This window comes from Ensifer soli, from assembly GCF_041928815.1.
Taxonomy (GTDB): Bacteria; Pseudomonadota; Alphaproteobacteria; order Rhizobiales; family Rhizobiaceae; genus JBHFEI01.
The window spans coordinates 1-24,446 of record NZ_JBHFEI010000016.1 but is presented as its reverse complement, the minus strand read 5'-3'; the positions used below and the strand labels follow the sequence as shown (position 1 = coordinate 24,446).

The following is a 24,446-nucleotide window of genomic DNA, read 5'->3' as shown; positions in this document are numbered from 1 at the left end:
TCTGGATACGTCGAGCGATCAATACAGGGCTTTCGGGGTTTTGACGGAGCAGATCCGTATTGCGATTGTTGCGATAACGGGTGAGCCACCACCCTGGACCAATCCTCGTCCCTCGGACAGCTATCCGGGAGAGGTTCTTCCTCAGTTTAAGGACTGATGTGCAAAGGGGGTTCAAAGAGACTTTGAGGCCCCTTTGACACCATCTCCGGAATTCTCAAAATTCCAGATTTAGCTGTCAAAATTCCGGAAATTCGCGTCCGGCTACACCGGTGAGACAAATCGAGGAAAAAGCAATGGAAAAACAACGTCCGAAGACGGAAATGGTGGGCCCGGAGGGACTCGAACCCCCAACCAAGCGGTTATGAGCCGCCGGCTCTAACCATTGAGCTACAGGCCCCTCCGAGATTAACCCATCAACCTTGAACCAAGTGTCGATCGAGCGCTACGCGTTCCCGATTTACATGAGATGTGTCAGTACGACAAGGGATCCGCCGTAATCCTCACACAATCAGGCGGCAACTCTTTCTACAAGGAATGAGCCACCGGAGAAACGACATGCATTTTCATCACCGCCGAATCGCCTTTCTTTTTGTCGCAACGCTGCTTGCTTCGACGGCCACCGGCCAGGCAGCCGAAGGAGAGCGTCGGGAGGCCACGATCACGGTGTCAGGTGAGGGTGAATCGTCGCTGGCCCCCGATATGGCTTTCATTACGCTCGCCGTGGTGAAGGATGCCCCGACGGCGAGGGGTGCCCTTGATGCGAACAACAAGGCGATGGCAGACGTCCTGAAGGCCTTGCGCGAGAACGAGAATATCGCGGATCGAGACCTGCAGACCGCGGGGTTTTCGATTGCGCCGCAGTATCGCTATCCCGACAATTCCGACGGCGGCAATCGCCCACCTGAACTTTACGGATACCAGGTTACCAACGGTCTCAGCATTCGCGTGCGCGATCTGTCCAAGCTTGGCGGCATTCTCGACCGCGCGGTCACGCTGGGTGTAAACCAGGGCGGGAACATCAATTTTTCAAATGACACGCCGGATGAGGCAATCACTGCCGCCCGCAAAGAAGCTGTCGCGAATGCGATGGCCAAGGCCAAGGTATTGACAGAGGCGGCGGGTGTGTCGCTCGGGCGCATCATCGAGATCTCCGAGCGAAACCTTCAAGCGCAGCCGATGTCGATGCGAATGATGGCGAAGGACAGTGCTGCAGAAGGAATACCTGTTGCCGCTGGCGAGAATGGTTATAGTGTTTCCGTTGAAATTACATTTTCTATAAAGCAAAATTGAAGAAAAAATCATAAACATGCGAATTTTTCCTGTGATTTGTTGGAGCCGATCATTTGGATCGATGCTTCCGATGCAAGTGGGCGTACACAGCCATTGATCAGCAATTTTGAACTTAAGACGGGAAATTTCCCGTCTTAAGCCCTCTGTCTTAAAAGCACCTGCTATGGTCTGAGCGGCGTCATCATCTTCAGCCGCAATGGTCTCTGGTCCAAGACCGCCGAATACGACAAGCGCCACGACGAACGACGCAACCAAATTGAGATCATGTTCGGCGTCCCAGGACCTTCCGGAGAGTCATGATCAACGTATGATCCGCCTCACGAGTGTCATAATGCCAAGAAGCGCTGATCATGGCTGATGTGCCCGTTGGCGATGTCCGACTGGTATGATTTTTTCTGGCTGGCCGGTGAGCTTGTTCTAGGCGTCGCAGCGATGGGTGGCGGTATCGTCGTCGTCCTTGACGATGCGTTTTGACAGTCCGTTGTCCCGCATGAACTGCCAGATGTTGGTAAGGGTACGGTAAAGAGCGCATGTCATGCCGCTTGAGCGTCGATGGTGGGCGACGAAAAATTCCAGGGGAGCAGTTGCTCGAGCCTGATCATTGGGGTGTCTCTAATACGGGCAAGGACGTCGGCGAGCCGCGCCTGCGGATCGACGCCGCAGGTCTCTGTTGTCATGATCAGCGTCGCCATGAAGGCGGCACGGTCAGCGCCGCGCTCCGCGCCAGCGAAGAGCCAACACTTCCTGCCAAGGGCATAGCCTCGCAGGGCTCGCTCGACATATCGTCTACGAGCGGCTGGCTGTCTTTGCGGCGACGCTCCCGTCGTTGGCTGTGTTGGGCATGGAACAAGTACTCCGCGCATGGCGTGATCGTCGTCCAAACGGAACTTACATCTGCGATAGGGTTGCAACGTCTCACATTGCCTTCGTTGAACTCCATGCCAAGGCCGGGAAAATGAATGCCGCCCAATTCCTGCGCAATATCGTCGTGGCCGTGCCTTCCATCATCCACACGACTCTGACGAACAACAGTATAGAGTTCATCAATCAGCAGCGGCCTCACTATCCTTCTCACCATACCTTCGACCGGCTTCGGCAACGAGAACAACATCGACAACCGGCTTACAAAGGTGACGTACCCCTGGAGCAACGGAAAGGTCGCGCGAATGACACGGACGATCAGCGGCGCCATCGTGAAGCGCTTCCACGACGACGATCATGCACAATGGGAAAGCATATTGCCCACATCATCGACGCTGATAATTTCGGGCAAAGCTCGAGACGCTGAGGGGCCTGACCCTTTGAAAATTCATCTATAAACAATGGACAACCGAGCCAGATCGTTTCATCATCGATCCAATCCATCAGATGCAGGGGCTAAAAACGCAGGGCATTTCCGGTCGGATCCAAATCGGACTTGAGGTCCGGACAACGCGTTAAAACAGAAAGATAGAGCATTTCCAGCGAAGCGGAAGCGCGTTGGAGTCGGACAATGCGGCAAAACAAAAGGAGAGAGCATGAGAAGCCGACATCTCGTCGTCACGGCATTGCTGGGCCTGATACTGACCGGCTGCACCGCCATGACGGAGCCCCAGTACGAGGCGTTCCAGACGGCACTGGAGGGCAGCCCCGGCTTGAGGCGGGAGGCTGTGCGGCAGTGCATGACGGAAAACTGGAGCACTTGGCCGAAAAACAGGCCCATGATGGCCAAGCTGATGAATGTTTCACCGGAAAGAGCTCGGAACACGTTTTGCCAGCGCATGACCGGCGCGATCGCCAGCAAGCGGCTGACCTATGGGGATGTGGTCCGCATATGGCGCGGATCGCCGACGCCCAACGCTATCCGCGTGCTCCAGGGAAGATAGGATGAGGCGGCGCCGCACGCAGGGTCCAGCGTGCGGCGCCCTTTGTTCTATCCCCGCAACACCCCACCGGTCGACTTCGCCACGTTGGCGACGATCTTGCCCGTCAAAACCTCGAAATCCTCGTCGGTCAGCGTGCGCTCGACCGGCTGGATCGTCACCTCGACGGCGACCGACTTCCTCTCCTCGCCGAGCGACGCGCCTTCGAACACGTCGAAGACGGTGACGTTCGTGACGAGCTTGCGGTCGGCGCTTGCCGCCGCCTTGACGATGGCGCCCGCTTCGACCGCGCGGCCGACGACGAAGGCGAAGTCGCGCTTCACCGCCTGGAAGGGCGAGAGATCGAGCGGCGGCTTGGTGCGGCTCGCCTTCTTCTTCGGCTCGGGGATGGCATCGACATAGATCTCGAAGCCGGCGAGCGCACCGGAGACGTCGAGCGCTTCCAGCGTCTTCGGGTGGAATTCGCCGAAGGCGCCGAGCACGACCTTGGGACCGAGCCGGATCGTGCCGGAGCGGCCGGGATGATACCAGGCCGGGCCGCCGGCCTCGAACTGGACATTCCCCATCGGCACGCCGCAGGCTTCGAGCACGGCGATCGCATCCGCCTTGGCGTCGAAGACGTCGACCGGCTTGCCACCGCCCTTTGCCGCGTTCGACCATAGGCGGCCGCTGCCGGCAAGCGTCGCCGTGCCGCGGCGGACACCGCCGGCGACGCGGCGCTGGCCGGCCGGCGTGTCGTTCTGATAGGTGCCGGAGACCTCGAAGAGGGCGACGTCGCCAAACCCCTTGTCGGCATTGCGCTGGGCGGCCGCAAGCAGCCCCGGCAGCAGCGACGGGCGCATGTCCGACATGTCGGCGGCGATCGGGTTGACCAGCGACAGCGACGGCTGGCCGCCACCGAAGATCTCGGCATGCGCCTTCGGGATGAAGGACCAGGTCACCGCCTCCAGCATGCCGCGCGCGGCGAGCGCCCGTTTGGCCAGCCGGGTGCGGATCTGCAGCGTCGTCAGGATCCGGCCGTTGACCGCGCCGAATCCGGGCAGGGGCGCGGCCTTGATCTTGTCGACGCCGTGGATGCGCATCACCTCCTCGACCAGATCCGCCTTGCCGGCGACGTCCGGGCGCCAGGACGGAACGGAAACGGAGACGCGCGCGCCTTCGCCGCCGACCTTGAAGCCGAGGCGGGTCAGGATCGCGGTCGCATCGGCGGCGTCGATCTCGATGCCCGTCAGGCGCTTCACCTCCGAGAGGGGGAAGTCGATCACCGGCGCGTCGTAGCCCTTGTAACCGACAATCTCAGCCTTAGCCGCCGTGCCGCCGCAGAGTTGAAGCACCAGTTCCGTCGCGCGGTGAAGGCCGGGCAGCATATATTGCTGGTCGACGCCGCGCTCGAAGCGGTAGCGCGCATCGGTGATGATGCCGAGCGCGCGGCCGCTGCGGGCGATGTTCATCGGGTCCCACAGCGCCGATTCGATCAGGACGTCGACCGTGTTTTCGTCGCAACCCGAATGCTCGCCGCCCATGATGCCGCCGATCGATTCGACGCCGTTGTCGTCGGCGATCACGACATTCGCCGGCGAGAGCCGGTATTCGCGCGTATCGAGCGCCAGCACGGTCTCACCCTCGGCGGCGCGGCGCACCTTGAGGTTGCCCCTGACCTTGGCGGCATCGAAGACATGCAGCGGCCGGCCCTGGTCGAAGGTCATGTAGTTGGTGATGTCCACCAGCGCGTTGATCGGGCGAAGCCCGATGGCGAGCAGGCGCTGCTGCATCCACTTCGGCGACGGGCCGTTCGTCACGCCACGCACGAGGCGCAGCGCGAAGCCCGGGCAGAGATGGGCATCCCCGCCGAGATCGAGCACGACCTTGACCGGCGTCTCGCCCTCCTCTGCGAAGACAGGCGCGGGCGGAACCTTGAGCGTGCCGAGGCCGGAGGCGGCAAGATCGCGGGCGATGCCGTGGATGCTGGTGCAGTCCGGCCGGTTCGGCGTCAGGTTGATCTCGATGACGGGATCGTCGAGGCCGGCATAGGCGGCGAAGCTCTCGCCCACCGGCGCGTCCGCCGGCAGGTCGATGATGCCGTCATGATTGTCGGACATCTGCAATTCTTTTTCCGAGCACATCATGCCGCGGCTCTCGACGCCGCGGATGGTGCCGACGGCGAGCGTCACGTCGATGCCGGGGACGTAGGCACCGGGCGCGGCGAAGGCGCCGACAAGGCCGGCGCGCGCATTCGGCGCGCCGCAGACCACCTGGACCGGAGCGCCTGCCCCGGTATCGACCATCAGCACGCGCAGCTTGTCGGCGTTCGGGTGCTGCTCGGCCGAGACGACGCGGGCGATGACGAAGGGTTTCAGCGCCGCCTTGGCATCGACATCCTCGACCTCGAGGCCGATCGCGGTCAGCCGCTCGCAGATCGCGTCGAGCGAGGCTTCGGTGTCCAGATGGTCCTTCAGCCAGGAGAGAGTGAATTTCATGGCTCAGCTTTCCTTCGTCAGGGTTTGCGGCAGGCCGTGCGATCCCCTGTCGGCACGTCTGCTGAAAAAGTCGTCGCGATGCGGCGTTCGCCGGGCAAGACCAAGAAGCCGCGCCAGTACGCAGGCATAGCCGCGCGCATCGTCGATGGCGCGATGACTGTGCGGATGATCGCCGAACCATTCGGCCGGCACCGGCAGGTCGCGATAAAAGGGATCGGTGCGGCCGAGCACGCCGATCAGATAGCTGCCGATGTCGAGCGGCGTCGCGGTGAAGATCGACCGTCCCCAGACCGGCATGTCGACGACGAAGCTGTCGGCATAGGCGCGCAGATAGGCGTCGATCCAGGCACCGTCGAAGGCTACGGGCTTGGCGGCGAAGCAACGGCGGCCGGGAAAGCTCTCGACCCAGCCGGCAAAGCGCGGCATCACCGCCTCGGGCGGCTCGGGGTTTTCCGTCGCCGCCTTCCAAGCCTCCGGCTCGCTGGCCCACCATTCCATCGTCCGGGCGTTCGCGGCGCGATCGGCGCGCGGCGTCAGCACCGCCTCGAACTCGCCGCACAACGTTCCGTCCTCGCGCACCACGACAGTGGCGAAGCTCAGCATCGAGTTCTGCGCCGGATCGGGTCCGTCGCACTCGACATCAGTGACGAAATAATGCGCGGACGCGCTCACGCGCTGAGGCCTCCGAACAGCGTCGGCATGTCCAGCGGGCGAAAACCGTAATGGCTCAGCCAGCGGACATCGGCATCGAAGAAGTTGCGCAGGTCCGGCATGCCGTATTTCAGCATGGCGATGCGGTCGAGGCCCATGCCCCAGGCAAAGCCCTGATATTCGTCCGGATCGAGCCCGCCTGAGCGCAGCACGTTCGGATGGACCATGCCGCAGCCGAGGATCTCCATCCAGTCGGTGCCCTCGCCGAACTTGACGATCGGGCCGGAGGATCGGTCGCACTGGATGTCGACCTCGAAGGAGGGCTCGGTGAAGGGAAAGAAGGACGGGCGGAAGCGCATGGTGACGTCCGGCACCTCGAAGAAGGCCTTGCAGAACTCCTCCAGCACCCAGCGCATGTTGGCGACGTTCGCCGTCCTGTCGACGACGAGGCCTTCCACCTGGTGGAACATCGGCGAATGGGTGGCGTCGGAATCCTGCCGGTAGGTCTTGCCGGGGATGATGATGCGGATCGGCGGCTTTTGCGACTCCATCGTGCGCACCTGCACCGGCGAGGTGTGGGTGCGCAGCACCTTGCGCTCGCCCTTGTCGTCCGGGGCTAGGAAGAAGGTGTCGTGCATCTCGCGGGCCGGATGGCCCTCGGGAAAGTTCAGCGCGGTGAAATTGTAGTAGTCGGTCTCGATATCCGGGCCTTCCGCGATGGAGAAGCCCATGTCGGCGAAGATGGCAGTGATCTCGTCGACGATCTGGCTGATCGGGTGGATGCGGCCGCGCTCGGCCGGCGAGGCGCGCACCGGAAGACTGACGTCGACGCGCTCGCGGGCAAGCCGCGCGGCGACGGCCGCCTCCTTCAGGTCTGCTTTCCGCGTTGCGATCGCTTCGCCGACCTCGGTCTTCAGCGCGTTGATCGCCGCTCCCCGCGTCTGGCGTTCCTCCGGCGTCATCGTGCCGAGCGTCTTCAGCAGTTCGGAGATCGACCCCTTCTTGCCGAGCGCCGCGACGCGCACCGCCTCGATCGCCGCCTCGTCGGCGGCGGCCTCGACCTCGGCGATGAGGGCGGATTTCAGTGTATCGAGTTCGGACATGTTCATCTCGTCGGAAGCGGGCGGCGGCCGGGCCTCGCGGGTCCCGCCGTCCATGGGAATCGGCCAATGAAAAACCCGCGCCAGACCTGCCAGCGCGGGTTTCCCAATTCTCGAAATGCGGAGCCGGGAAGCGCTGGCTTAGCTGACCGCGCCTTCAAACTCGTTCGGGGTGCCGGTGTCCTTGAGGTATTCCAGCGCCGTCTTGGCGGCGGCGACCAGCGCGCCAAAGGCGGCGGACTCATGGATCGCCATGTCGGACAGGACCTTGCGGTCGACCTCGATGCCGGCCTTGTTCAGGCCGTCGATGAAGCGGCCGTAGGTGAGGCCATGCTCGCGCACGGCGGCATTGATGCGCTGGATCCACAGGGCGCGGAAGTTGCGCTTGTTGATCTTGCGATCCTTGTAGGCAAACTGCTTGGAGCGATCGACGGCCGCCTTGGCGGCGCGGATCGTATTCTTGCGGCGGCCGTAGAAACCCTTGGCGGCCTTCAGCGTCTTCTTGTGCTTGGCATGGGCGGTTACACCGCGCTTGACACGTGCCATGGTATGATCTCCTTAAAATCCAGAACGCCGGAAGGTCTCAGAGACCGTTGGGCAGGTAGTTCTTGACGACCTTCTTGCCGTCGGCTTCGGCGAGCACCATGGTGCCGCGCGCGTCGCGAATGAACTTGTTGGACCGCTTGATCATGCCGTGGCGCTTGCCGGCGGCGGCTGCCAGGACCTTGCCGGTTCCGGTGATCTTGAACCGCTTCTTGGCAGACGACTTCGTCTTCATCTTGGGCATTTTGCTACTCCATTGTTCTTGATGTCGAGACAGCCAGACGAAGACCGTCTCCAGCGTAAAGAACGGCCACGGCATGCCCTGCCGGACCGTTCGGACGCGCGCTTATAACCGCAGTCGCGCCAAAGCGCAACGGGGTGACGGACGATGCCGGCGCTCTTCGCGTCAGTCCGGCCGCCGGCCCTCGAATGCGGAGAGGAGCAGGGCAAGGCCGGTGCCCGCCAGCGCCGAGACGACCATCAGCAGGTGCGTGTTGACGCTCGCCCGGCCGAGGGTGTCGAGGCTGATGCTGGCACCGCCGAAGGCCGCGGCGCCGGCGGCGATTCCCGCCGGGTAGGTCCCGACGCCGGCCGGCGCGTGCACGGGAAGAACCGAGGAGAGTTCCCCGCCGAGCGCGCCGCCGAAGGTGGCGGCGACGGGGGCGACGCCCATCAGCCCGAGCACCCAGGCCAGCACCAGAACCTTCACGCCCCAGTTGACCACCGTCAGGGCCCAGGCCCGCAGGAAGGCGCCGAGATCGGGCGGAATGCCGGCCTCCACATGTGCGACCATGCCCGAAAGGCGCTGCGGCAGAAGGCGACGCGCCTTCGAAAGAAGCGGCCGGCGCAGCGGAAAGAGGAGGAGCGGCAGGACGAGGAAGGCCAGCCAGAGCGCCCCGGCGGCGCTCGGATCCGGCGCGGCCAGCACCAGGCCCAGGCCGGCGGCGGCGGCGAGCGCGTGCAGGTCGAGCAGCCTCAGCACGACGAGCGCCGCCGCGCCGCGCGCCAGCGGAATGCCGAATTCCGCCCGCATCAGCACCGGAAAGCTGGTCTCGCCGGCACGGAAGGGCAGCATGATGTTCAGGAGATTGTGCACCTGCACGACGCGGAACAGCCTCACGCCTCGGCCGGCGGTCTCGCGCGGAAAATAGTCGCGCATGCGGTGGGTGCGCACGGCATAGGTGGCAACCAGAAGGGCAAGCGCCGCCATCACCGCCGGCAGGCCGACCGCCTTCCAGCCGGCAAGGATCGCCGCCCAGCCGAACATCCATTCGATGAAGAGCGCATAGAGGACGACGACGGCGACGGTCAGCAGGGTGATCCGGTTCATCGGCCGCGACCGGTTGCGCGCGCAGGGGCGGCCAATCCTCTTCCGACGATCCCGTCCGTTTCCTCCTGCATGCCGCGGCCGCTCCGATTGCCATGTTCAAGGCTTCGCTATAACAGAAGGCCCCATGAAGACCAGCCGGAGTGCCGACGTGCCGCAAATCCCTTCCGCTCCGCAGCCCGATGGCGACCCGGCCGGCGCGGTGGCGCTCACCGTGCTCGTGCCGGTGTGCAATGAGGAGGAAAGCATCGCGCCGCTCGTCCAGCGGATCTGCGACGCACTCAAGGATTTCGGCCGGCGCTGGGAACTCGTCGTCGTCGACGACGGCTCGACGGACGGCACGCTTACCAATCTCCGCAGGGAATTCGCCCGGGCGGAGCTCGACCTGCACATCATCGAGTTCCAGCGCAATTTCGGCAAGGCGGCGGCGCTCCAGGCCGGCATCGACGCGGCGCGCGGCGAACTCATCGTCATGCTCGACGGCGACCTGCAGAACGATCCCGACGACATTCCGGCGATGGTCCGAACCCTGGAGGAGCGCGACCTCGACCTGCTCTGCGGCTGGCGCAAGGCGCGGCAGGACGGGCTGGTGCTGCGACTCATCCCCTCCTGGATCGCCAACCGGCTGATCCGCCGCGTCACCGGCGTGCACATCCATGACTATGGCTGCGGCCTCAAGCTATACCGGGCAGCGATCATCAAGCAGATCCGCATCCTCGGCGGCATGCACCGCTTCATCCCCGCCTGGGTCGCAAGCGTCGTGCCGACCTCGCGCATCGGCGAGATGGTGGTCAGGCACCATCCCCGCCAGTTCGGCGAATCGAAATACGGGATCCTGCGCACCTTCCGCGTCTTCCTCGACCTCCTGTCGGTCCTGTTCTTCATGCGGTTCCGCCAGCGGCCGGGCCATTTCTTCGGCTCGATCGGGCTCGCCTTCGGCGGCCTGAGCTCGCTGATGTTCCTCCACCTCGCCTGGGTCAAGTTCATCCTCGGCGAGGCGATCGGCACGCGGCCGATGCTGATCGTCGCCGTCATGCTGTTCCTCGCCTCGATCCAGACGATCACCACCGGCATCCTCGCCGAAATGCTGGCACGGCTGCGCACCGACGACACCAATTACATCATCCGCACGCGCCACATGCGGGAGACGTGAGGGTGACAGGCCCGCTGACGCGGGGAACGGGCGCACTGATGCTGGCGCTGGCCGTCTACTTCGCCGTCCATGTCCTCGTGCGCCTCTGGCTTCCCGGCAGCCTGGAGCTGGACGAGGGCCAGCAGCTCTTCCTCGCCCAGTGGCTGGCGGTCGGCTATGACAGCCAGCCGCCCTTCTACAACTGGCTGCAATACGGCGCCGTCCAGCTTTTCGGCGACACGGTGCTGGCGCTTTCCGTGCTGAAGAATGCGATGCTCTTCTGCTGCTTCGGGCTGGTGGCGCTGACCGCCCGCCTCGTCATGCGCGACGAGAGGCTGGTGATGACCGCCGTCGCCGGGCTGCTGACGCTGCCGCAGATCGCCTTCGAGGCGCAGCGGGACCTGACGCACACCGTCGCCGTGCTCTTCGCCGCCGCGCTGTTCATGGCCGCGCTCGTCGCCACGCTCAAAAATCCGCGCCCGTTCACCTATGCGCTGACCGGTATCGCCGTCGGCCTCGGCCTGCTTTCCAAGTATAATTTCGCCCTCCTGCCGCTTGCCGCCGGCCTCGCGCTCCTGCCCGATGCCGCCTTCCGGCGCAGGCTTTTCGATCCGCGTTTCCTGCTGACGGTGGTGGTCGCGCTGCTGATCGTCGCGCCGCATGCGCTGTGGTTCTCCGACCATGTCGATATCGCGACCGGCCGGACGATCGGCAAGATGACACGCAATGCCGTCGACGATCCCGTCCGCCGGGCGCTGGGCGGGCTCCTGTCGCTGGCGATGGCGGTGGTGGCCTTCTCGGTGCCGACGATCGCCGCCTTCTGGATCGGCTTCGGCCGGTCCTTTCTCCGGTCGTTAAGACTTTCGGATCCTTGGACGCGGATGATCGGCCGGATGTTCCTCGTCATCCTCGCCGCCATCGCGATGATGGTACTGTTCGGCGGCGTCTCGAACATCAAGGACCGCTGGCTCGTTCCCTATCTCTTCCTGCTGCCGCTCTATTTCAGCCTGAAGCTCGCGCTCCTCGCAGATCCCGTCGAGGGCGGATCGCGCCGTTTCGCCCGGCTCGTCGCGGTGGTCATGGTCGGCGTGCCGCTCGCGCTCGCCCTGCGCCCGCCCGTCCAGGGCCTCCTCGGGACATACGGAAAGATGAACGTCGCCTACGGCCCGGCGATCGCGGCGATCCTTTCGACCGAGCCGCGCCGGCCGTCGCTGATCGTCACCGACGACCAGCAGATGGCGGGCAATCTCAGGCTCCAGGCCCCGGACGTGCCGGTCGTCATTCCGGGCTACGAACACTTCCTCGCCGACGAGGCGCCCGACCCGGCCCGGCCGGTGCTGATCGTCTGGCGCCAGCGCGGCAATCCGGCACCCCCCTTTCCCGAGGCGCTTCGTCCCTGGCTCGCGGGGAAGGATCCGCCGGTCGGCAGCATCGCCGTCCCCTATCACTATGGCCGGCCCGGCGACCTCTACCATTTCGGCTATCGCTGGGTGGAGCCGCAGCCGCGATAGACGGGGCCCGCCAGCGTCTCCTCACGGCATGGCGGCCAGCGCCGGCTCGGGCGCCGGCACCGGCGCAAGGGTGCGCTCGCGCTCGAGATAGAGCCGCTGCGTATCGGTGACGTAGTCGCGCACGATCGGGGCGGCGGCGCGGGAGCGGGCGAGCTGCATGTGGAAGACGAGCTGGCTGCCGTAGCGGAACATCGCCTCGCAGGCGAGCAGGTAGAACTCCCACATGCGGGCGAAGCGTTCGTCATACATCTCGACGACGGTATCGCGGTTCTCCCGGAAACGCGCCTCCCAGTGGGCGAGCGTCGTCGCGTAATGCAGCCGCAGGAATTCGAGGTCCGTGACCCAGAGCCCGTTGTTCTCGACATGCGGGAACACCTCGGAGAGCGCCGGCGTATAGCCTCCGGGAAAGATGTACTTGTGGATCCATGTGCTGGCCACCGTCGGCGGCGTCATGTGGCCGATCGAATGGAGGAGCGCCAGCCCGTCCTCCGGCAACAGCGATTTCACCTTGGCGAAGAACTCGTCGTAATGGCCGACGCCGACATGCTCGAACATGCCGACGGAGACGATGCGGTCGAACGGCCCCTCGACGTCGCGGTAGTCCTTCAGCTCGAAGCGGACGCGGTCGGCAAGGCCCGCCTGCCGCGCGCGTTCCGTCGACAGCGCCTGCTGCTCCCTCGACAGCGTCACGCCGACAACCTCGACATTCTCCATGCTGGCGAGATAGAGCGCCATGTCGCCCCAGCCGCTGCCGATGTCGAGGATGCGCTGGCCGGGTTTCAGGTCGAGCTTGGCCGCGATCAGCCGCAGCTTGTTGCGCTGCGCCTCCTCCAGCGTTTCTCCCGCCTCGCGGAAATAGGCGCAGGAATAGAGCATGTTGCGGTCGAGGAAGAGCCGGTAGAAATCGTTGCCGATGTCGTAGTGGTGGGCGACGTGCTGCTCGGCCTCGCCCTTGCGGTTCGACTGCTGGCGCCGCTTGAACAGGCCGCGGAACCAGAGGATCGCCTTCTGCAGCGGATGCGCCTCGAGATAGGTGACGTTGCTGCCGTAGAGCTCCAGCATGTCCTTGAGGCCCGACCCCTCCTCGAAGGTGATCGTGCCGTCCATATAGGCCTCGCCCGCCGCCATTTCGGGATCGGTCGCAAGCGTCCAGTGGAGTTTCGGATCATGCAGGCGGACCGTCACCCGCGGACCGGGCTCGCCGCTGAACACATGCCGCCTGCCCGCGGCATCGATGATGGTCAGGTGACCCTTGCGGACGAAGGCCCGCATCAGACGCGACAAAAGAAACATGCAAACCCCGTGACGAATGGACCCACACGGAGCCCATTCTACCACCGGATTTATAAAATGCCTGAGGCGAAACTTAACCTATCGGGCGGAATTGTGGCGAGGCCTCAGTCCTTGGCGCGTTCGACGTAGGACGCATCCTCGGTCATGATGACGATGCGGGTGCCGACCTCGATATGGGGCGGCACGGCGGTGCGCACGCCGTTCGACAGCACCGCGGGCTTGTAGGACGACGACGCCGTCTGGCCCTTGGTCACCGGCTCGGTCTCGACGACCTCGAAGGTCATGCGCGCCGGCAGTTCGATCGCGATCGCATTGCCCTCGTGCACGGAAAGCGTCACCGTCATGCCTTCCTGGAGGTAGGGCTTCAGGTCCCCGACGATGTCCTCGGTGACGACGAGCTGGTCGTAGCTTTCCGGATTCATGAAATGGAAGCCCTCGCCGTCCTCGTAGAGGAAGCTGTGCGGGCGGTCCTCGACATAGGCGCGCTCGACCTGCTCGGTGGTGCGGTAGCGCTCCGACACCTTCACGCCGTCCGAGATGCGGCGCATGTCGACCTGCGTCACCGGCGTGCCCTTGCCGGGATGGAAGTTCTGCGCGGTGAGCACGACGTAGAGCTTGCCGTCGACGTCGAGCACGTTGCCCTTGCGGACGGAAGAAGCGATGACCTTGACCATGGAGAACCTCGTGAAGCGCGCCGGACGCGGCCGCCTGAGCCGACGACGCTGGCGTCCGGATGCAAAAAGACTTAAGTGAGGCCGCACCTAAACCATATCCGGCCGGATTTCCAGCCCGACATCATCCGCCGCCCGAAGAAAGCGTGTGCGAGACCGCCCGATGCCCGATCCATCCCCCTTCTGGACGCCTGACGTCCATGCCGATCGCCGGCCGTTCCTGATGGCGCGCAACCGCATCCAGGCGGCGCTGCGCGGCTTCTTCGAGGACCGCGATTTCATCGAGGCCGATCCCGCGACGCTGCAGGTCTCGCCCGGCAACGAGGCGCATCTGCATGCCTTCCGCACCGAGGCGATGAATGCGGACGGCAGCACGGCCGCGCTCTACCTGCACACCTCGCCGGAATTCGCGCTGAAGAAGCTCGTCTGCGCCGGAGAGGCGCGGCTGTTCTCCTTCGCCCATGTCTACCGCAACCGCGAGCGCGGGCCGCTGCACCATCCCGAATTCACCATGCTCGAATGGTATCGCGCCGGCGAAGGCTACGAGGCGCTGATGGGCGACGCCGCCGCGATGCTGGCGCTCGCCGCCGAGACCGCCGGCGCGCGGCACCTGACCTACAGGGGCCGCTCGACCGATCCCTTCCTCGAACCGGAGCGGCTCGCCGTCGCCGATGCCTTCGACCGCTTCACCGGCATCGACCTGCTTGCGACCGTCCGCGCGGACGGCGCCACCGATCGCGACGGGCTCGCCGCCGCGATGCGCCGGGCCGGCCTGCGGGTGGCGGACGACGACACCTGGTCCGACCTCTTCAGCCGGGCGCTGGTCGAGCGGATCGAACCGCAGCTCGGCCAGGCGCGGGCGACGATCCTCGACCGCTATCCGATCGCCGAGGCAGCCCTCGCCCGTCCGGCCGCCGACGATCCCCGCGTCGCCGAGCGCTTCGAACTCTATGCCTGCGGCGTCGAGCTCGCCAATGCCTTCGGCGAGCTGACGGATGCCGCCGAGCAGCGCCGGCGCTTCGAGATGGAGATGGCGGAGAAGGCGCGCGTCTATGGCGAGACCTATCCGCTCGACGAGGATTTTCTCTCTGCCCTTGCGATCATGCCGGAGGCGAGCGGCATCGCGCTCGGCTTCGACCGCCTGGTGATGCTGGCGACCGGGGCGCCGCGCATCGAACAGGTGATCTGGGCGCCCGTCGCCCGGACCGACCACCGATGACGGCGCCGCTGAAATCCCTGCCGGCCCTCGTCGGGGCTGGGCTGGTCGCACCGGGCGCCGCGCCGGCGCTCGCGGCGGTCGCCGAGCGCTATGCCGTCGCCGTGACGCCGGCGGTCGCCGCGCTGATCGACCCGTCCGACGAACGCGACCCGATCGCCCGCCAGTTCGTCCCAGACGCCGCCGAGCTTGCCGTCGATCCGGCCGAGCGCGCCGATCCGATCGGCGATACCGCGCACAGCCCGGTGACGGGCATCGTCCACCGCTATCCCGACCGGGTTCTGCTGAAGGCCGTGCATGTCTGTCCGGTCTATTGCCGCTTCTGCTTCCGCCGCGAGATGGTCGGGCCGCAGGGGCTCGGCACGCTGACCGCCGGCGAACTCGACGCGGCGATCGCCTATATCGCGGAACACAAGGACATCTGGGAAGTGATCCTGACCGGGGGCGATCCGCTGGTGCTGTCGCCGCGGCGCCTCGGCGAGACATTGAGCCGGCTCTCGGAAATCGACCATGTGAAGATCGTCCGTCTCCACAGCCGCGTGCCGGTGGTCGAGCCGGGACGGATCGATGCGGCGCTCATCGAGGCGCTCCACGCGAGCGGCAAGACGACCTATGTGGCGCTGCATGCAAACCATCCACGCGAACTGACGGCGCAGGCGCGGGCCGCCTGCGCCCGGCTGGTCGATGCCGGCATCGTGATGGTCAGCCAGTCGGTGCTGCTTAGGGGCGTCAACGACGATGTCGAAACGCTGGCGGCCCTCATGCGCGCCTTCGTCGAGGCGCGGATCAAGCCCTATTACCTGCACCATCCGGACCTCGCGCCCGGCACCGCCCATTTCCGCCTGACGATCGAGGAGGGCCAGGCGCTGGTGGCGGCGCTGCGCGGCCGCATTTCCGGCCTCTGCCAGCCGACCTATGTGCTGGACATTCCCGGCGGCCACGGCAAGACGGTGATTTCCGCGGCGACGATCGCGGCCGGGGACGGCGGCTGCCATACCGTCATCGACTTCAACGGCACGGCGCACCGCTACCCGCCGGCCTGAAACCGGCCTGAAACCGGCATGGAAAAGGCCGGAGCGGCATCGCCGCCCGGCCTTTCTCAGGATGCCGCAGGCCGCCGATCAGCCTTCGCGGATCGGCGCGATCGAGATCTCGACGCGGCGGTTCTGCGCCTTGCCGGCTTCGGTGGAATTGGAGGCGACAGGCCGCTCGGGACCGTAGCCGATCGCCGACATGCGGCGCTGGTCGATGCCCTGCGAGGCGAGGTAGTTGGCGACGGAGGCGGCGCGGCGCTCCGAGAGCGCCTGGTTGTGGGCCGCACTTCCGGTCGAATCGGTGTGCCCGTCGACGTCGATCAGCGTCTTGTTGAACTTGCGCAGCACGATCGCCACCGAGTTCAGAGTCGGGTAGAAGCCCGGCATCACCTGGTCCTGGTCGGTGCCGAAGGTGATGTTCGAGGGCATGTTGAGGATGATGCGGTCGCCGGCGCGGGTGACGGAGACGCCGGTGCCCTGAAGCTGCGCGCGCAGTTCGGCCTCCTGGCTGTCCATGTAGTTGCCGATGAGGCCGCCGCCGAGCGCGCCGATGCCGGCGCCGATCAGGGCGCCGTTGCGCCGCTCGCGGGCGTTGCCGCCGATCAGCAGGCCGGTGGCCGCACCGAGGCCGGCGCCGATCAGCGCACCGCCGGAGGTGTTCGACATCTTCTGCTCGCCCGTGTAGGGATCGGTGGTGGTGCATGCCGAAAGAGTGGCGGCTGCAACCGTCACCAGCACGATTTTCTTCATCATGGAAGCTGTCGTCCCCTTGCTCTCAAACGCTGATTTGCCCCTTGCGCGGAGATAGTCTGCCGATTGCGGCAGGAAAATGGAAGCACGGAAGATTGGGGAGGCGCACAGCGGACAGGCTGGCGCAAGGACGGCACACGGCGGCCGGTCTTTGAGGGGACGCCGATTCCGCGCCGATTGCACCCTTGCGGGGGATGGATCTGTTTTCGCCGTGGGGAACCCGGAGCTGTTTCGCCGTCACATATTACAGACCCTTCTCGATCAGGCGGGCGGCGTCAGGTGGCGGTAGAAGAACGTCGTGCTGCAGGGCGCGCCGTCCGGCATCAGGGCAAAATCCGGAACGTCGCCGACGCGCTGCCAGCCGAGGTCGATGTAAAGACCGTAGGCGACGCTGCCGGTGACGGTGTCGAGCACCAGCACGCGGCGTCCGCGCCGGGCCGCCTCGACCTCCAGCGCCATCATCAGGTGCCGCGCCACGCCCGTCCGCCGGGCCTTGCGATGCACCAGCATCTTCTTCACGTCGGCGCGATGCGGCTGGTTCGGCGGCATGGCGAGACCGAGCTGCACCGTGCCGACGATCTCGCCCTCGCGCTCGGCGACGATGACGCAGGCCGCGTCCGCCTTCACCGCCGCCGCGACCCCCTGCCAGAAGGGGATCGCGTCCTCAGGCGGGAAGGGCGCCATGAAGCCGACCGAGGCGCCGCCCTCGACGCAGTCAGAAAGGATGGCCGCGAGCGCGGGGATGGCGGCGTCGACATCCGTCCCGGTAAGGACGCGAAGGGTGACGATGGACATGGACGGGGGCTCAGCTCCGGTTGCGATTGAGGATGACGGCGTAGCGGGCGGGGCCGGGGCCGGGATTGTGGAAGATGTGGCCCTCGGCGAATGTCATGAACAGGCAGTCGCCGGGCGCCATCGCCACCGGCGCGCCGGTGCCGACCGTCATCAGGAGCCGCCCCGACAGCAGCCAGACATGCTGGCTCATCCGCGCGCCCGCCGTCGCCGGCGGGAAACCGACGGTGGCGCCTTCGGGAAACTCCACCTCGACCACGTCGACCGGCGTCGGCAGGCCGGGCGGCGAGACGGCGCGGCGCAGGTAGCCGGTGGCCGGATCGCGCCATTCGGGCTGGGTCTCGCGGCGCGCCAGCCGTTCCGCCGAGGGCGTCTCCCCGGCGAAGAAGGTCGACAGCGACTGGCCGAGCGCCGTGCAGAGCCGCGCCAGCAATTGCGCCGTCGGGCTCGCCTCGCCGCGCTCGATGCGCGAGATCATCGCGCGGCTGACGCCCGAGCCTTCCGCCAGCCCGTCGAGTGTCAGTCCCGCCTCGACGCGCAGGCGGTGCAGGCGGTCGCCGATGGCGATGTCGGTTCGATTTTCCATGATAAGAGAATTGATCGGTCTTATAAGAGAGTCAAGCGTCCGGAAGAGCCGCTTTCAACGGCCGGCGCAATCGTTAAAAAGCCCGGTATTCCGGCTTTGCGGCGCATCATGTCGCTGCTATATGCGGGCCATGAGCTCAGATTCTTCCCGCACGCCGCTGTCGCACATCCGCAACTTCTCCATCGTCGCCCATATCGACCATGGCAAGTCCACGCTCGCCGACCGGCTGATCCAGCTGACCGGCGGTCTTGCCGAGCGCGAGATGTCCGAGCAGGTGCTCGACAGCATGGACATCGAGAAGGAGCGCGGCATCACCATCAAGGCGCAGACCGTGCGCCTGCACTACAAGGCGAAGGACGGCGACACCTATGTGCTGAACCTGATCGACACGCCCGGCCATGTCGACTTCGCCTACGAGGTGTCGCGCTCGCTGTCGGCCTGCGAGGGCTCGCTGCTCGTCGTCGACGCCTCGCAAGGCGTCGAGGCGCAGACGCTGGCGAATGTCTACCAGGCGATCGACAACAACCACGAGATCGTCACCGTCCTCAACAAGATCGACCTTCCGGCCGCCGAGCCCGAGCGGATCAAGGCGCAGATCGAGGAGGTGATCGGCATCGACGCCTCCGACGCGGTGATGATCTCGGCCAAGACCGGCCTCGGCATTCCCGACGTGCTGGAGGCAATCGTCCACCGCCTGCCGGCGCCGAAGAGCGCCGGCGGCGAGACGGCGCCCTTAAAGGCGCTGCTGGTCGACAGCTGGTACGACACCTATCTCGGCGTCATGGTGCTGGTGCGCATCATCGAGGGCGTGCTGACCAAGGGCCAGACGATCCGCATGATGGGCACGGGCGCGAAATACGGCGTCGAGCGCGTCGGGGTGCTGACGCCGAAAATGGTCAATGTCGACAGTCTCGGCCCCGGCGAGATCGGTTTCATCACCGCCTCCATCAAGGAAGTGGCCGACACCCGCGTCGGCGACACGATCACCGACGACCGCAAGCCGACGGCGGAGGCGCTGCCGGGCTTCAAGCCGGCCCAGCCCGTGGTCTTCTGCGGCCTCTTCCCGGTCGATGCCGCCGATTTCGAGGAACTGCGCTCGGCGATGGGCAAGCTGCGCCTCAACGACGCCTCGTTCTCCTTCGAGATGGAAAGCTCGGCCGCGCTCGGCTTCGGCTTCCGCTGCGGCTTCCTCGGCCTCCTGCATCTCGAAATCATCCAGGAGCGGCTGTCGCGCGAGTTCGACCTCGACCTGATCGCCACCGCCCCCTCCGTCGTCTACCAGCTGACGATGACCGACGGCACCGAGAAGGAACTGCACAATCCGGCCGACATGCCGGACGTGGTCAAGATCGAGGAGTTCCGCGAACCCTGGATCAAGGCGACGGTCCTGACGCCGGACGACTATCTCGGCGGCATCCTGAAGCTCTGCCAGGACCGGCGCGGCATCCAGACCGAGCTCACCTATGTCGGCAACCGCGCCATGCTCACCTACGAGCTGCCGCTGAACGAGGTCGTCTTCGACTTCTACGACCGGCTGAAATCGATCTCGAAGGGCTATGCCTCCTTCGACTACAACCTCGCCGACTATCGCCCGAGCGACCTCGTCAAGCTGTCGATCCTCGTCAACGGCGAGCCGGTCGACGCGCTCTCCATGCTCGTCCACCGCTCCGCCGCCGACCGGCGCGGCCGCACCATGTGCGAGAAACTCAAGGACCTGATCCCGCCGCACATGTTCCAGATCCCGATCCAGGCGGCGATCGGCGGCAAGGTGATCGCCCGCGAAACCGTCCGGGCGCTGCGTAAGGACGTGACGGCGAAGTGCTATGGCGGCGACGCCACCCGCAAGCGCAAGCTCCTGGAAAAGCAGAAGGAAGGCAAGAAGCGCATGCGCCAGTTCGGCAAGGTGGAGATCCCGCAGGAGGCCTTCATCGCCGCGCTGAAGATGGGCGACGAATAAAAGGCCTGCCCCGGGCGTCTTTCCTGTTCCGGCGGGAACAGCGCCGGCAGGCCTCTCCCGGCATGATCGGATCATCGGATGGCAGGACGCCGTCCCCCGTGTTCCGCTCCAGGGAGATCCCCATGCGCCGTATCCTGCTCTCCGCCCTCGTCGCGCTGACCGCCGCCACCTCCTTTGCCGCGACCGCCGAGGCCGGCGGCTGCATCGCCTACGGGCAGACCTGTTACACGAAGAAAATCCGCGCCTATGATGATTACGGCAACCTCGTCATCCGCAAGGTGCGCGTCTGCCGCTGAGACGGCGTGCCGGGGGCGGGCCTTCCTCAGAACTGCCGCCCGATCCGCGCGTCGACCGACTGGCCGTTCGATCCGCGAACCGCGAAATAGAGGAAGATCGCCGACCAGAGGATGGATTTCTCCGCGCCCATCAGCCCTTCCGCGCGCACGACGCCGTGGACATAGACGGTGACCAGCAGCACGATGAGGCCGGCGAATGCCGCCGGGCGGGTGAAGAGGCCGATGGCGATCAGGATGCCGCCGAAGAATTCGGTGGCCGCCAGCAGCGGCGACCAGAACACGCCGGGATAGAAGCCGAGACCCTCGACCATGCCGACGGCACCGAAGGGATTGAGGATCTTGCCGTAGCCGTGCACCGCGAAAAGCGCGCCGGCGACGACACGCATCAGCGTCTCCGCGCTTACGCCGAGGCCGGCATAGACGCGGTCGAGCGCGGGCAGGAGAAGGCGGGGACGGTTGTCGGTGAAGTCGGTCATCGGCGGCATCCTTTCATGTTGCAATGCAGCAGATGCCGTCGAGGACAACGACATGGCAAGGCCCGGACGCGCACAAGGCCTTCACGGCGGCTGACGTTTCGGTGAGGGCGGCGCGGGCCGTCGCCGGCTTGCCGGCCCGGCCGGGGGCGCCTATCCTGCCGGCACCCTTCCACCCGATCCAGCCAGCCGGGACAGCCACGCCATGACGGAAAAGCCGCGCGTCACCATCGTCTACTGCACGCAGTGCAACTGGCTGCTGCGATCCGCCTGGATGGCGCAGGAACTGCTCTCGACCTTTGCCGACGCGCTCGGGGAAGTGTCGCTCGTGCCGGCGACGGGCGGCCTCTTCGAGATCCGCGTCGATGGGGTGCTCGTCTGGGAACGACGCAGGGACAACGGCTTTCCCGGCCCGAAGGAACTGAAGCAGCGCATTCGCGACCTCATCGAACCGGGGCGCGATCTCGGCCATGCCGACCGCAAGCCGGCCGGCGACGCTGCTCCGTGAGCCCGGGCGGCGTGCCGCGCCCCTGGCCAAGACGGCGTGCCGCGCCGGACTCACGGAGCGGCATGCCCGGTGTTAGCGGTAGGGAGAACGGCAGGCGCGGTAGACGCCCGCATAGGCGAGATAGCGGTTGGTCGCCGGGTCGTAGGACCGGTAGCGGTTGAGGCACCAGCGGACATGGGCGCCGTAGCCCCGGCGCACAGAGGGGTCGCGGTAGATGATGCGCGGCGCGACATAGACGCGCGGCCGGTAGTGGGGCCGGTAGTGATGATGATAGGGCCGGTAATGGCGGCGGTGCGGGTGGCCGCGATGATAGACGGTGACGACGTCGGTCTGGCCGGCGGCGACGGGGGCCATGGCGGGCAGGGCCTGCGCCCCGGGCATGCCGGTCAGCACGGTGGCGATGCCGAGCATGGCGGCGGCGGCAAGGCGATACAGTTTGATCATGGCTTACACTCCTCATCCTGTTTCTTGCGACGAAAGGCTGTCTGCAGCGCGTCCTCCCGAACCCGCAGGCGGAAGTGTTCCACAACACGCGCCTATCCGCTACAACGCGGCGGCAATTTGTTTTATTCGTGAAAACAAGAAGAGCGGCCATCCCGGCCGCCGCATGCGCCAAGAGGAACGCCCGGTGAGCCTGAAATTCGGTACAAGCGGCCTGAGAGGCCTCTCCGTCGACCTCGCCGGCGGCAACAGCGCCGTCTATGCGCTTGCCTTCGCCCGCTACATACTGGGCACCGGCCAGGTGAAGCCGGGCGACACGGTGCTGGTCGGGCGCGATTTTCGCCCGTCGAGCCCCCGGATCGCGGCAATCGCGATGGCGGCGCTGAGGGATGCCGGTCTGGTGCCGGTGGACTGCGGCACCCTGCCCACGCCGGCACTGGCGCTCTACGGCCTCGAGACGGGCGCGGCGGCGCTGATGGTGACCGGCTCCCACATTCCCGCCGACCGCAACGGCATCAAGTTCTATCTTCCGACGGGCGAAATCGGCAAGGACGACGAGCAGGCGATCAGCGCGATCGCCGCCGACATGTTCGCCCGCGGCGTGGTGCCGGAACCCGTCGAATTCGTCGGGGAGAACCGGGAGACGGAGGCGATGCGCCGGTTCTCGGCCCGCAACAGCGCTCTTCTTCCGCAGGCGGCGCTGGCGGGGCTGAAAATCGGCGTCTACCAGCACAGCACGGTGGCGCGCGACCTCTTCGTCGAGATCCTCAGGCATTACGGCGCAGAGACCGTCGCGCTCGGCCGCTCCGACAGTTTCATCCCGGTCGACACGGAAGCGGTCTCGGCGGAAACGGTGGCGCTGCTGAAGCGCTGGGCGGCCGAGCACGGGCTCGACGCGATCGTCTCCGCCGATGGCGACGGCGACCGACCGCTCGTCGCCGACGAGACCGGCGAGCCGCTGCGCGGCGATCTCCTCGGCCTCGTCGCCGCCCGCTTCCTCGATGCCGACGTCGTCGCCACGCCGGTCACCTCGAATTCGGGCATCGACCGCTGCATGGGCCTGCCCGTCACGCGCACGCGCGTCGGCTCGCCCTATGTCATCGCCGCGATGACGGAGGCGGTCCGCGCCGGCCACCGGCGGGTGATCGGTTTCGAGGCGAATGGCGGCCTGCTGACGGCCTCCGACCTCGAGGTGAACGGCGCGGTGATCCGGGCGCTGCCGACACGCGACAGCGTCCTGCCGGCGCTCGCGGTCCTGTCGCTGCGCGCCCTCGTCGGCGAGCCGCTGTCGCGCATCGTCGGCACCTATCGCCTGCCCGTGGCGCTGAGCGACCGGCTGGAGAATTTCCCCGTCGAGACCAGCAGCGCCCTGATGCGCGCGCTGTCGCGCGGGCCCGAGGCGGTCGCGGGCTTCCTGGAAGGCATCGGCGTTCCCGCCGGCGTCGATACGCTGGACGGGCTGCGCATCCGGCTCGAGGACGGGCGCATCGTGCATTTCCGCCCCTCGGGCAATGCGCCGGAGATGCGCTGCTATGTCGAGGCCGGCACGCCGGAGGAGGCCGCCGACCTGCTCGCCTCAGCCTTCGCGCGCATCCGAGCCTGGGAAGCGGCGAGCCTGACCGCGACGACGGAAACTGGTTTTAAATCAGCTGTTTGACACAAGGCATCCCAAAAATCGCCGGCCCGATGTGACATTTCTTCAAAATCCTTGTTGACACCTTCCCGCAGGCCTTCTACATGCCTGTCCGCGCCCAGATGGCGGAATTGGTAGACGCGCAGGTTTCAGGTACCTGTGCCGAGAGGCGTGGAGGTTCGAGTCCTCTTCTGGGCACCATTTCCATTTTTAAGGTCTATTTGACCCGTTAAAGCCTTAAACGGCATGGCAATTTTCGGTGTTCTAGGACCGCTTTTCCGGCAGTATTCGATGCGGTCTGCGAAGGCCAGTTTGAGCACCGTACGCCTCAGTGCAATATTGCCGGTTTTCCAGAGTTTCCAAGGGTTTGTGAGGAATGTCAGGGCCGGTTCTAGCTGGTCCTCGAATTTCCCTTTCGGCTTGGCCTGATGGCCAAGCTTTTCGGCAAGCACGATCTTGCTGCGCTCCAATTCCGAGATTTTGTGTTGGTTTGCACGCGGAACTGAGCCGGTTTTTCCACCGAGCATTGAGCCACCTCTAAGTATGGTTTTCTGGTCAGGCTTTGGTCAGTGGGCTGGGCTTTTCTCCTCTTTTCTGTGCCGCTGCGGCCGAGCTGGCCTTGAAACGGAAGCTGTCGTTACCGGTTTTCAGGATATGGCAACGGTGGGTCAAGCGGTCGAGGAGAGCTGTCGTCATCTTGGCGTCGCCGAAGACCGTGGCCCATTCGCTAAAGCTGAGGTTAGTGGTGATAACGACGCTGGTGCGCTCGTAAAGCTTGCTGAGCAGGTGGAAGAGCAGCGCTCCGCCTGAGGCGCTGAACGGAAGGTATCCAAGCTCATCGAGAATTAGCAGATCGAGACGGACCAGCGTCTCGGCAATCTGGCCTGCCTTGCCTTTTGCCTT

Annotated in this window: 24 protein-coding genes, 2 tRNA genes and 2 pseudogenes; 12 read left to right on the top strand and 16 right to left on the bottom strand. The window is 65.6% G+C overall.

Features of this window, described 5'->3' with window-relative positions:
- Positions 1-321 precede the first annotated feature (321 nt).
- Positions 322-397, bottom strand: a tRNA-Ile gene (locus ACEVQ6_RS19700).
- Between the two features lie 137 nt (positions 398-534).
- On the opposite strand from ACEVQ6_RS19700, the gene ACEVQ6_RS19695 reads away from it, so the two are divergent.
- Positions 535-1,290: an SIMPL domain-containing protein gene (locus tag ACEVQ6_RS19695; RefSeq protein ID WP_374890757.1), complete on the top strand. Its 756-nt coding sequence runs from the start codon at positions 535-537 to the stop codon at positions 1,288-1,290.
- 533 nt (positions 1,291-1,823) lie between these two features.
- Here the strand turns inward: ACEVQ6_RS19695 and ACEVQ6_RS19690 are convergent.
- Positions 1,824-2,066: pseudogene (locus tag ACEVQ6_RS19690) on the bottom strand (transposase domain-containing protein); the annotation flags it as partial.
- 134 nt (positions 2,067-2,200) lie between these two features.
- Here ACEVQ6_RS19690 and ACEVQ6_RS23685 point away from each other — a divergent pair.
- A pseudogene (locus ACEVQ6_RS23685) lies at positions 2,201-2,730 on the top strand (IS481 family transposase); the annotation flags it as partial.
- 77 nt (positions 2,731-2,807) lie between these two features.
- On the top strand, positions 2,808-3,155 hold the full coding sequence (locus tag ACEVQ6_RS19675) for a hypothetical protein (RefSeq protein ID WP_374890756.1): 348 nt from the start codon (positions 2,808-2,810) through the stop codon (positions 3,153-3,155).
- A 47-nt stretch (positions 3,156-3,202) separates the two neighbouring features.
- Here ACEVQ6_RS19675 and pheT read toward each other — a convergent pair whose 3' ends face one another.
- From pheT to ACEVQ6_RS19645, 6 genes are all read right to left on the bottom strand, one after another.
- Complete coding sequence (gene pheT / locus ACEVQ6_RS19670; protein WP_374890755.1) at positions 3,203-5,629, bottom strand: phenylalanine--tRNA ligase subunit beta; 2,427 nt, start codon at positions 5,627-5,629, stop codon at positions 3,203-3,205.
- A 3-nt stretch (positions 5,630-5,632) separates the two neighbouring features.
- Positions 5,633-6,301: a 3'-5' exoribonuclease domain-containing protein gene (locus ACEVQ6_RS19665; protein ID WP_374890754.1), complete on the bottom strand. Its 669-nt coding sequence runs from the start codon at positions 6,299-6,301 to the stop codon at positions 5,633-5,635.
- The gene (pheS, locus tag ACEVQ6_RS19660) at positions 6,298-7,383 is read right to left on the bottom strand and encodes a phenylalanine--tRNA ligase subunit alpha (RefSeq protein ID WP_374890753.1); all 1,086 of its coding nucleotides are present in this window, start codon (positions 7,381-7,383) and stop codon (positions 6,298-6,300) included. Before pheS ends, ACEVQ6_RS19665 begins: the two co-directional genes overlap by 4 nt.
- 138 nt (positions 7,384-7,521) lie before the next feature.
- Positions 7,522-7,926, bottom strand: a complete 405-nt coding sequence (gene rplT, locus ACEVQ6_RS19655) for a 50S ribosomal protein L20 (RefSeq protein WP_374890752.1) — start codon at positions 7,924-7,926, stop codon at positions 7,522-7,524.
- Positions 7,927-7,963: 37 nt separating this feature from the next.
- A complete protein-coding gene (gene rpmI, locus ACEVQ6_RS19650) occupies positions 7,964-8,167 on the bottom strand; it encodes a 50S ribosomal protein L35 (RefSeq protein ID WP_374890751.1) in 204 nt (67 codons plus the stop codon).
- Between the two features lie 162 nt (positions 8,168-8,329).
- Positions 8,330-9,253: a lysylphosphatidylglycerol synthase domain-containing protein gene (locus ACEVQ6_RS19645; RefSeq protein WP_374890750.1), complete on the bottom strand. Its 924-nt coding sequence runs from the start codon at positions 9,251-9,253 to the stop codon at positions 8,330-8,332.
- A gap of 124 nt (positions 9,254-9,377) precedes the next feature.
- On the opposite strand from ACEVQ6_RS19645, the gene ACEVQ6_RS19640 reads away from it, so the two are divergent.
- The gene (locus ACEVQ6_RS19640) at positions 9,378-10,403 is read left to right on the top strand and encodes a glycosyltransferase family 2 protein (RefSeq protein ID WP_374890749.1); all 1,026 of its coding nucleotides are present in this window, start codon (positions 9,378-9,380) and stop codon (positions 10,401-10,403) included.
- Positions 10,404-10,405: 2 nt separating this feature from the next.
- A complete protein-coding gene (locus tag ACEVQ6_RS19635; protein ID WP_374890748.1) occupies positions 10,406-11,893 on the top strand; it encodes a glycosyltransferase family 39 protein in 1,488 nt (495 codons plus the stop codon).
- A gap of 21 nt (positions 11,894-11,914) precedes the next feature.
- Here the strand turns inward: ACEVQ6_RS19635 and ACEVQ6_RS19630 are convergent, their stop codons facing one another.
- Positions 11,915-13,186: a class I SAM-dependent methyltransferase gene (locus tag ACEVQ6_RS19630; RefSeq protein ID WP_374890747.1), complete on the bottom strand. Its 1,272-nt coding sequence runs from the start codon at positions 13,184-13,186 to the stop codon at positions 11,915-11,917.
- A 104-nt stretch (positions 13,187-13,290) separates the two neighbouring features.
- Positions 13,291-13,860: an elongation factor P gene (gene efp, locus ACEVQ6_RS19625; protein ID WP_374890746.1), complete on the bottom strand. Its 570-nt coding sequence runs from the start codon at positions 13,858-13,860 to the stop codon at positions 13,291-13,293.
- A 160-nt stretch (positions 13,861-14,020) separates the two neighbouring features.
- On the opposite strand from efp, the gene epmA reads away from it, so the two are divergent.
- On the top strand, positions 14,021-15,076 hold the full coding sequence (epmA, locus tag ACEVQ6_RS19620) for an EF-P lysine aminoacylase EpmA (protein ID WP_374890745.1): 1,056 nt from the start codon (positions 14,021-14,023) through the stop codon (positions 15,074-15,076).
- Positions 15,073-16,116, top strand: coding sequence for a lysine-2,3-aminomutase-like protein (locus ACEVQ6_RS19615; RefSeq protein WP_374890744.1), 1,044 nt, complete (start codon positions 15,073-15,075; stop codon positions 16,114-16,116). The genes epmA and ACEVQ6_RS19615 overlap by 4 nt, the downstream gene beginning before the upstream one ends.
- Before the next feature lie 78 nt (positions 16,117-16,194).
- Here ACEVQ6_RS19615 and ACEVQ6_RS19610 read toward each other — a convergent pair whose 3' ends face one another.
- From ACEVQ6_RS19610 to ACEVQ6_RS19600, 3 genes are all read right to left on the bottom strand, one after another.
- Positions 16,195-16,860, bottom strand: coding sequence for an OmpA family protein (locus tag ACEVQ6_RS19610; RefSeq protein WP_374890743.1), 666 nt, complete (start codon positions 16,858-16,860; stop codon positions 16,195-16,197).
- A gap of 258 nt (positions 16,861-17,118) precedes the next feature.
- Positions 17,119-17,652: a GNAT family N-acetyltransferase gene (locus ACEVQ6_RS19605; protein ID WP_374890742.1), complete on the bottom strand. Its 534-nt coding sequence runs from the start codon at positions 17,650-17,652 to the stop codon at positions 17,119-17,121.
- 10 nt (positions 17,653-17,662) lie between these two features.
- Positions 17,663-18,235 (bottom strand): helix-turn-helix domain-containing protein, encoded by a 573-nt coding sequence (locus ACEVQ6_RS19600; RefSeq protein WP_374890741.1) that lies wholly within the window; start codon positions 18,233-18,235, stop codon positions 17,663-17,665.
- Positions 18,236-18,356: 121 nt separating this feature from the next.
- Between ACEVQ6_RS19600 and lepA the strand changes: the two genes are divergently transcribed.
- Positions 18,357-20,192: a translation elongation factor 4 gene (gene lepA, locus ACEVQ6_RS19595; protein ID WP_374890740.1), complete on the top strand. Its 1,836-nt coding sequence runs from the start codon at positions 18,357-18,359 to the stop codon at positions 20,190-20,192.
- 122 nt (positions 20,193-20,314) lie between these two features.
- Positions 20,315-20,488 carry a hypothetical protein gene (locus ACEVQ6_RS19590; RefSeq protein ID WP_374890739.1) on the top strand — a complete coding sequence of 58 codons (174 nt, stop codon included), beginning with the start codon at positions 20,315-20,317 and terminating at the stop codon, positions 20,486-20,488.
- Between the two features lie 26 nt (positions 20,489-20,514).
- Here ACEVQ6_RS19590 and ACEVQ6_RS19585 read toward each other — a convergent pair whose 3' ends face one another.
- Positions 20,515-20,964 (bottom strand): DoxX family protein, encoded by a 450-nt coding sequence (locus tag ACEVQ6_RS19585; RefSeq protein WP_374890738.1) that lies wholly within the window; start codon positions 20,962-20,964, stop codon positions 20,515-20,517.
- Positions 20,965-21,166: 202 nt separating this feature from the next.
- Between ACEVQ6_RS19585 and ACEVQ6_RS19580 the strand changes: the two genes are divergently transcribed.
- Positions 21,167-21,469, top strand: coding sequence for a SelT/SelW/SelH family protein (locus tag ACEVQ6_RS19580; RefSeq protein ID WP_374890737.1), 303 nt, complete (start codon positions 21,167-21,169; stop codon positions 21,467-21,469).
- Between the two features lie 72 nt (positions 21,470-21,541).
- On the opposite strand, the gene ACEVQ6_RS19575 is transcribed toward ACEVQ6_RS19580, so the two are convergent.
- Positions 21,542-21,913: a BA14K family protein gene (locus ACEVQ6_RS19575; RefSeq protein WP_374890736.1), complete on the bottom strand. Its 372-nt coding sequence runs from the start codon at positions 21,911-21,913 to the stop codon at positions 21,542-21,544.
- 190 nt (positions 21,914-22,103) lie between these two features.
- Between ACEVQ6_RS19575 and ACEVQ6_RS19570 the strand changes: the two genes are divergently transcribed.
- Together ACEVQ6_RS19570 and ACEVQ6_RS19565 are read left to right on the top strand one after the other, a co-directional pair.
- Entirely contained in the window at positions 22,104-23,567 is a 1,464-nt protein-coding gene (locus ACEVQ6_RS19570; protein ID WP_374890820.1) for a phosphomannomutase, read from the top strand.
- Between the two features lie 92 nt (positions 23,568-23,659).
- Positions 23,660-23,744: transfer RNA gene (locus ACEVQ6_RS19565), tRNA-Leu, on the top strand.
- 354 nt (positions 23,745-24,098) lie between these two features.
- Here the strand turns inward: ACEVQ6_RS19565 and ACEVQ6_RS19560 are convergent.
- On the bottom strand, positions 24,099-24,446 hold a 348-nt coding region (locus tag ACEVQ6_RS19560), incomplete at its 5' end, for an ATP-binding protein (protein ID WP_374890735.1).

Coding starts and splice junctions, on each gene's coding strand:
- ACEVQ6_RS19695 (WP_374890757.1), top strand. CDS start 535: ATGAGCCACCGGAGAAACGACATGCATTTTCATCACCGCCGAATCGCC.
- ACEVQ6_RS19675 (WP_374890756.1), top strand. CDS start 2,808: ATGAGAAGCCGACATCTCGTCGTCACGGCATTGCTGGGCCTGATACTG.
- pheT (WP_374890755.1), bottom strand. CDS start 5,629: ATGAAATTCACTCTCTCCTGGCTGAAGGACCATCTGGACACCGAAGCC.
- pheS (WP_374890753.1), bottom strand. CDS start 7,383: ATGTCCGAACTCGATACACTGAAATCCGCCCTCATCGCCGAGGTCGAG.
- rplT (WP_374890752.1), bottom strand. CDS start 7,926: ATGGCACGTGTCAAGCGCGGTGTAACCGCCCATGCCAAGCACAAGAAG.
- rpmI (WP_374890751.1), bottom strand. CDS start 8,167: ATGCCCAAGATGAAGACGAAGTCGTCTGCCAAGAAGCGGTTCAAGATC.
- ACEVQ6_RS19645 (WP_374890750.1), bottom strand. CDS start 9,253: ATGAACCGGATCACCCTGCTGACCGTCGCCGTCGTCGTCCTCTATGCG.
- ACEVQ6_RS19640 (WP_374890749.1), top strand. CDS start 9,378: ATGAAGACCAGCCGGAGTGCCGACGTGCCGCAAATCCCTTCCGCTCCG.
- ACEVQ6_RS19630 (WP_374890747.1), bottom strand. CDS start 13,186: ATGTTTCTTTTGTCGCGTCTGATGCGGGCCTTCGTCCGCAAGGGTCAC.
- efp (WP_374890746.1), bottom strand. CDS start 13,860: ATGGTCAAGGTCATCGCTTCTTCCGTCCGCAAGGGCAACGTGCTCGAC.
- epmA (WP_374890745.1), top strand. CDS start 14,021: ATGCCCGATCCATCCCCCTTCTGGACGCCTGACGTCCATGCCGATCGC.
- ACEVQ6_RS19615 (WP_374890744.1), top strand. CDS start 15,073: ATGACGGCGCCGCTGAAATCCCTGCCGGCCCTCGTCGGGGCTGGGCTG.
- ACEVQ6_RS19610 (WP_374890743.1), bottom strand. CDS start 16,860: ATGATGAAGAAAATCGTGCTGGTGACGGTTGCAGCCGCCACTCTTTCG.
- ACEVQ6_RS19605 (WP_374890742.1), bottom strand. CDS start 17,652: ATGTCCATCGTCACCCTTCGCGTCCTTACCGGGACGGATGTCGACGCC.
- ACEVQ6_RS19600 (WP_374890741.1), bottom strand. CDS start 18,235: ATGGAAAATCGAACCGACATCGCCATCGGCGACCGCCTGCACCGCCTG.
- lepA (WP_374890740.1), top strand. CDS start 18,357: ATGCGGGCCATGAGCTCAGATTCTTCCCGCACGCCGCTGTCGCACATC.
- ACEVQ6_RS19590 (WP_374890739.1), top strand. CDS start 20,315: ATGCGCCGTATCCTGCTCTCCGCCCTCGTCGCGCTGACCGCCGCCACC.
- ACEVQ6_RS19585 (WP_374890738.1), bottom strand. CDS start 20,964: ATGACCGACTTCACCGACAACCGTCCCCGCCTTCTCCTGCCCGCGCTC.
- ACEVQ6_RS19580 (WP_374890737.1), top strand. CDS start 21,167: ATGACGGAAAAGCCGCGCGTCACCATCGTCTACTGCACGCAGTGCAAC.
- ACEVQ6_RS19575 (WP_374890736.1), bottom strand. CDS start 21,913: ATGATCAAACTGTATCGCCTTGCCGCCGCCGCCATGCTCGGCATCGCC.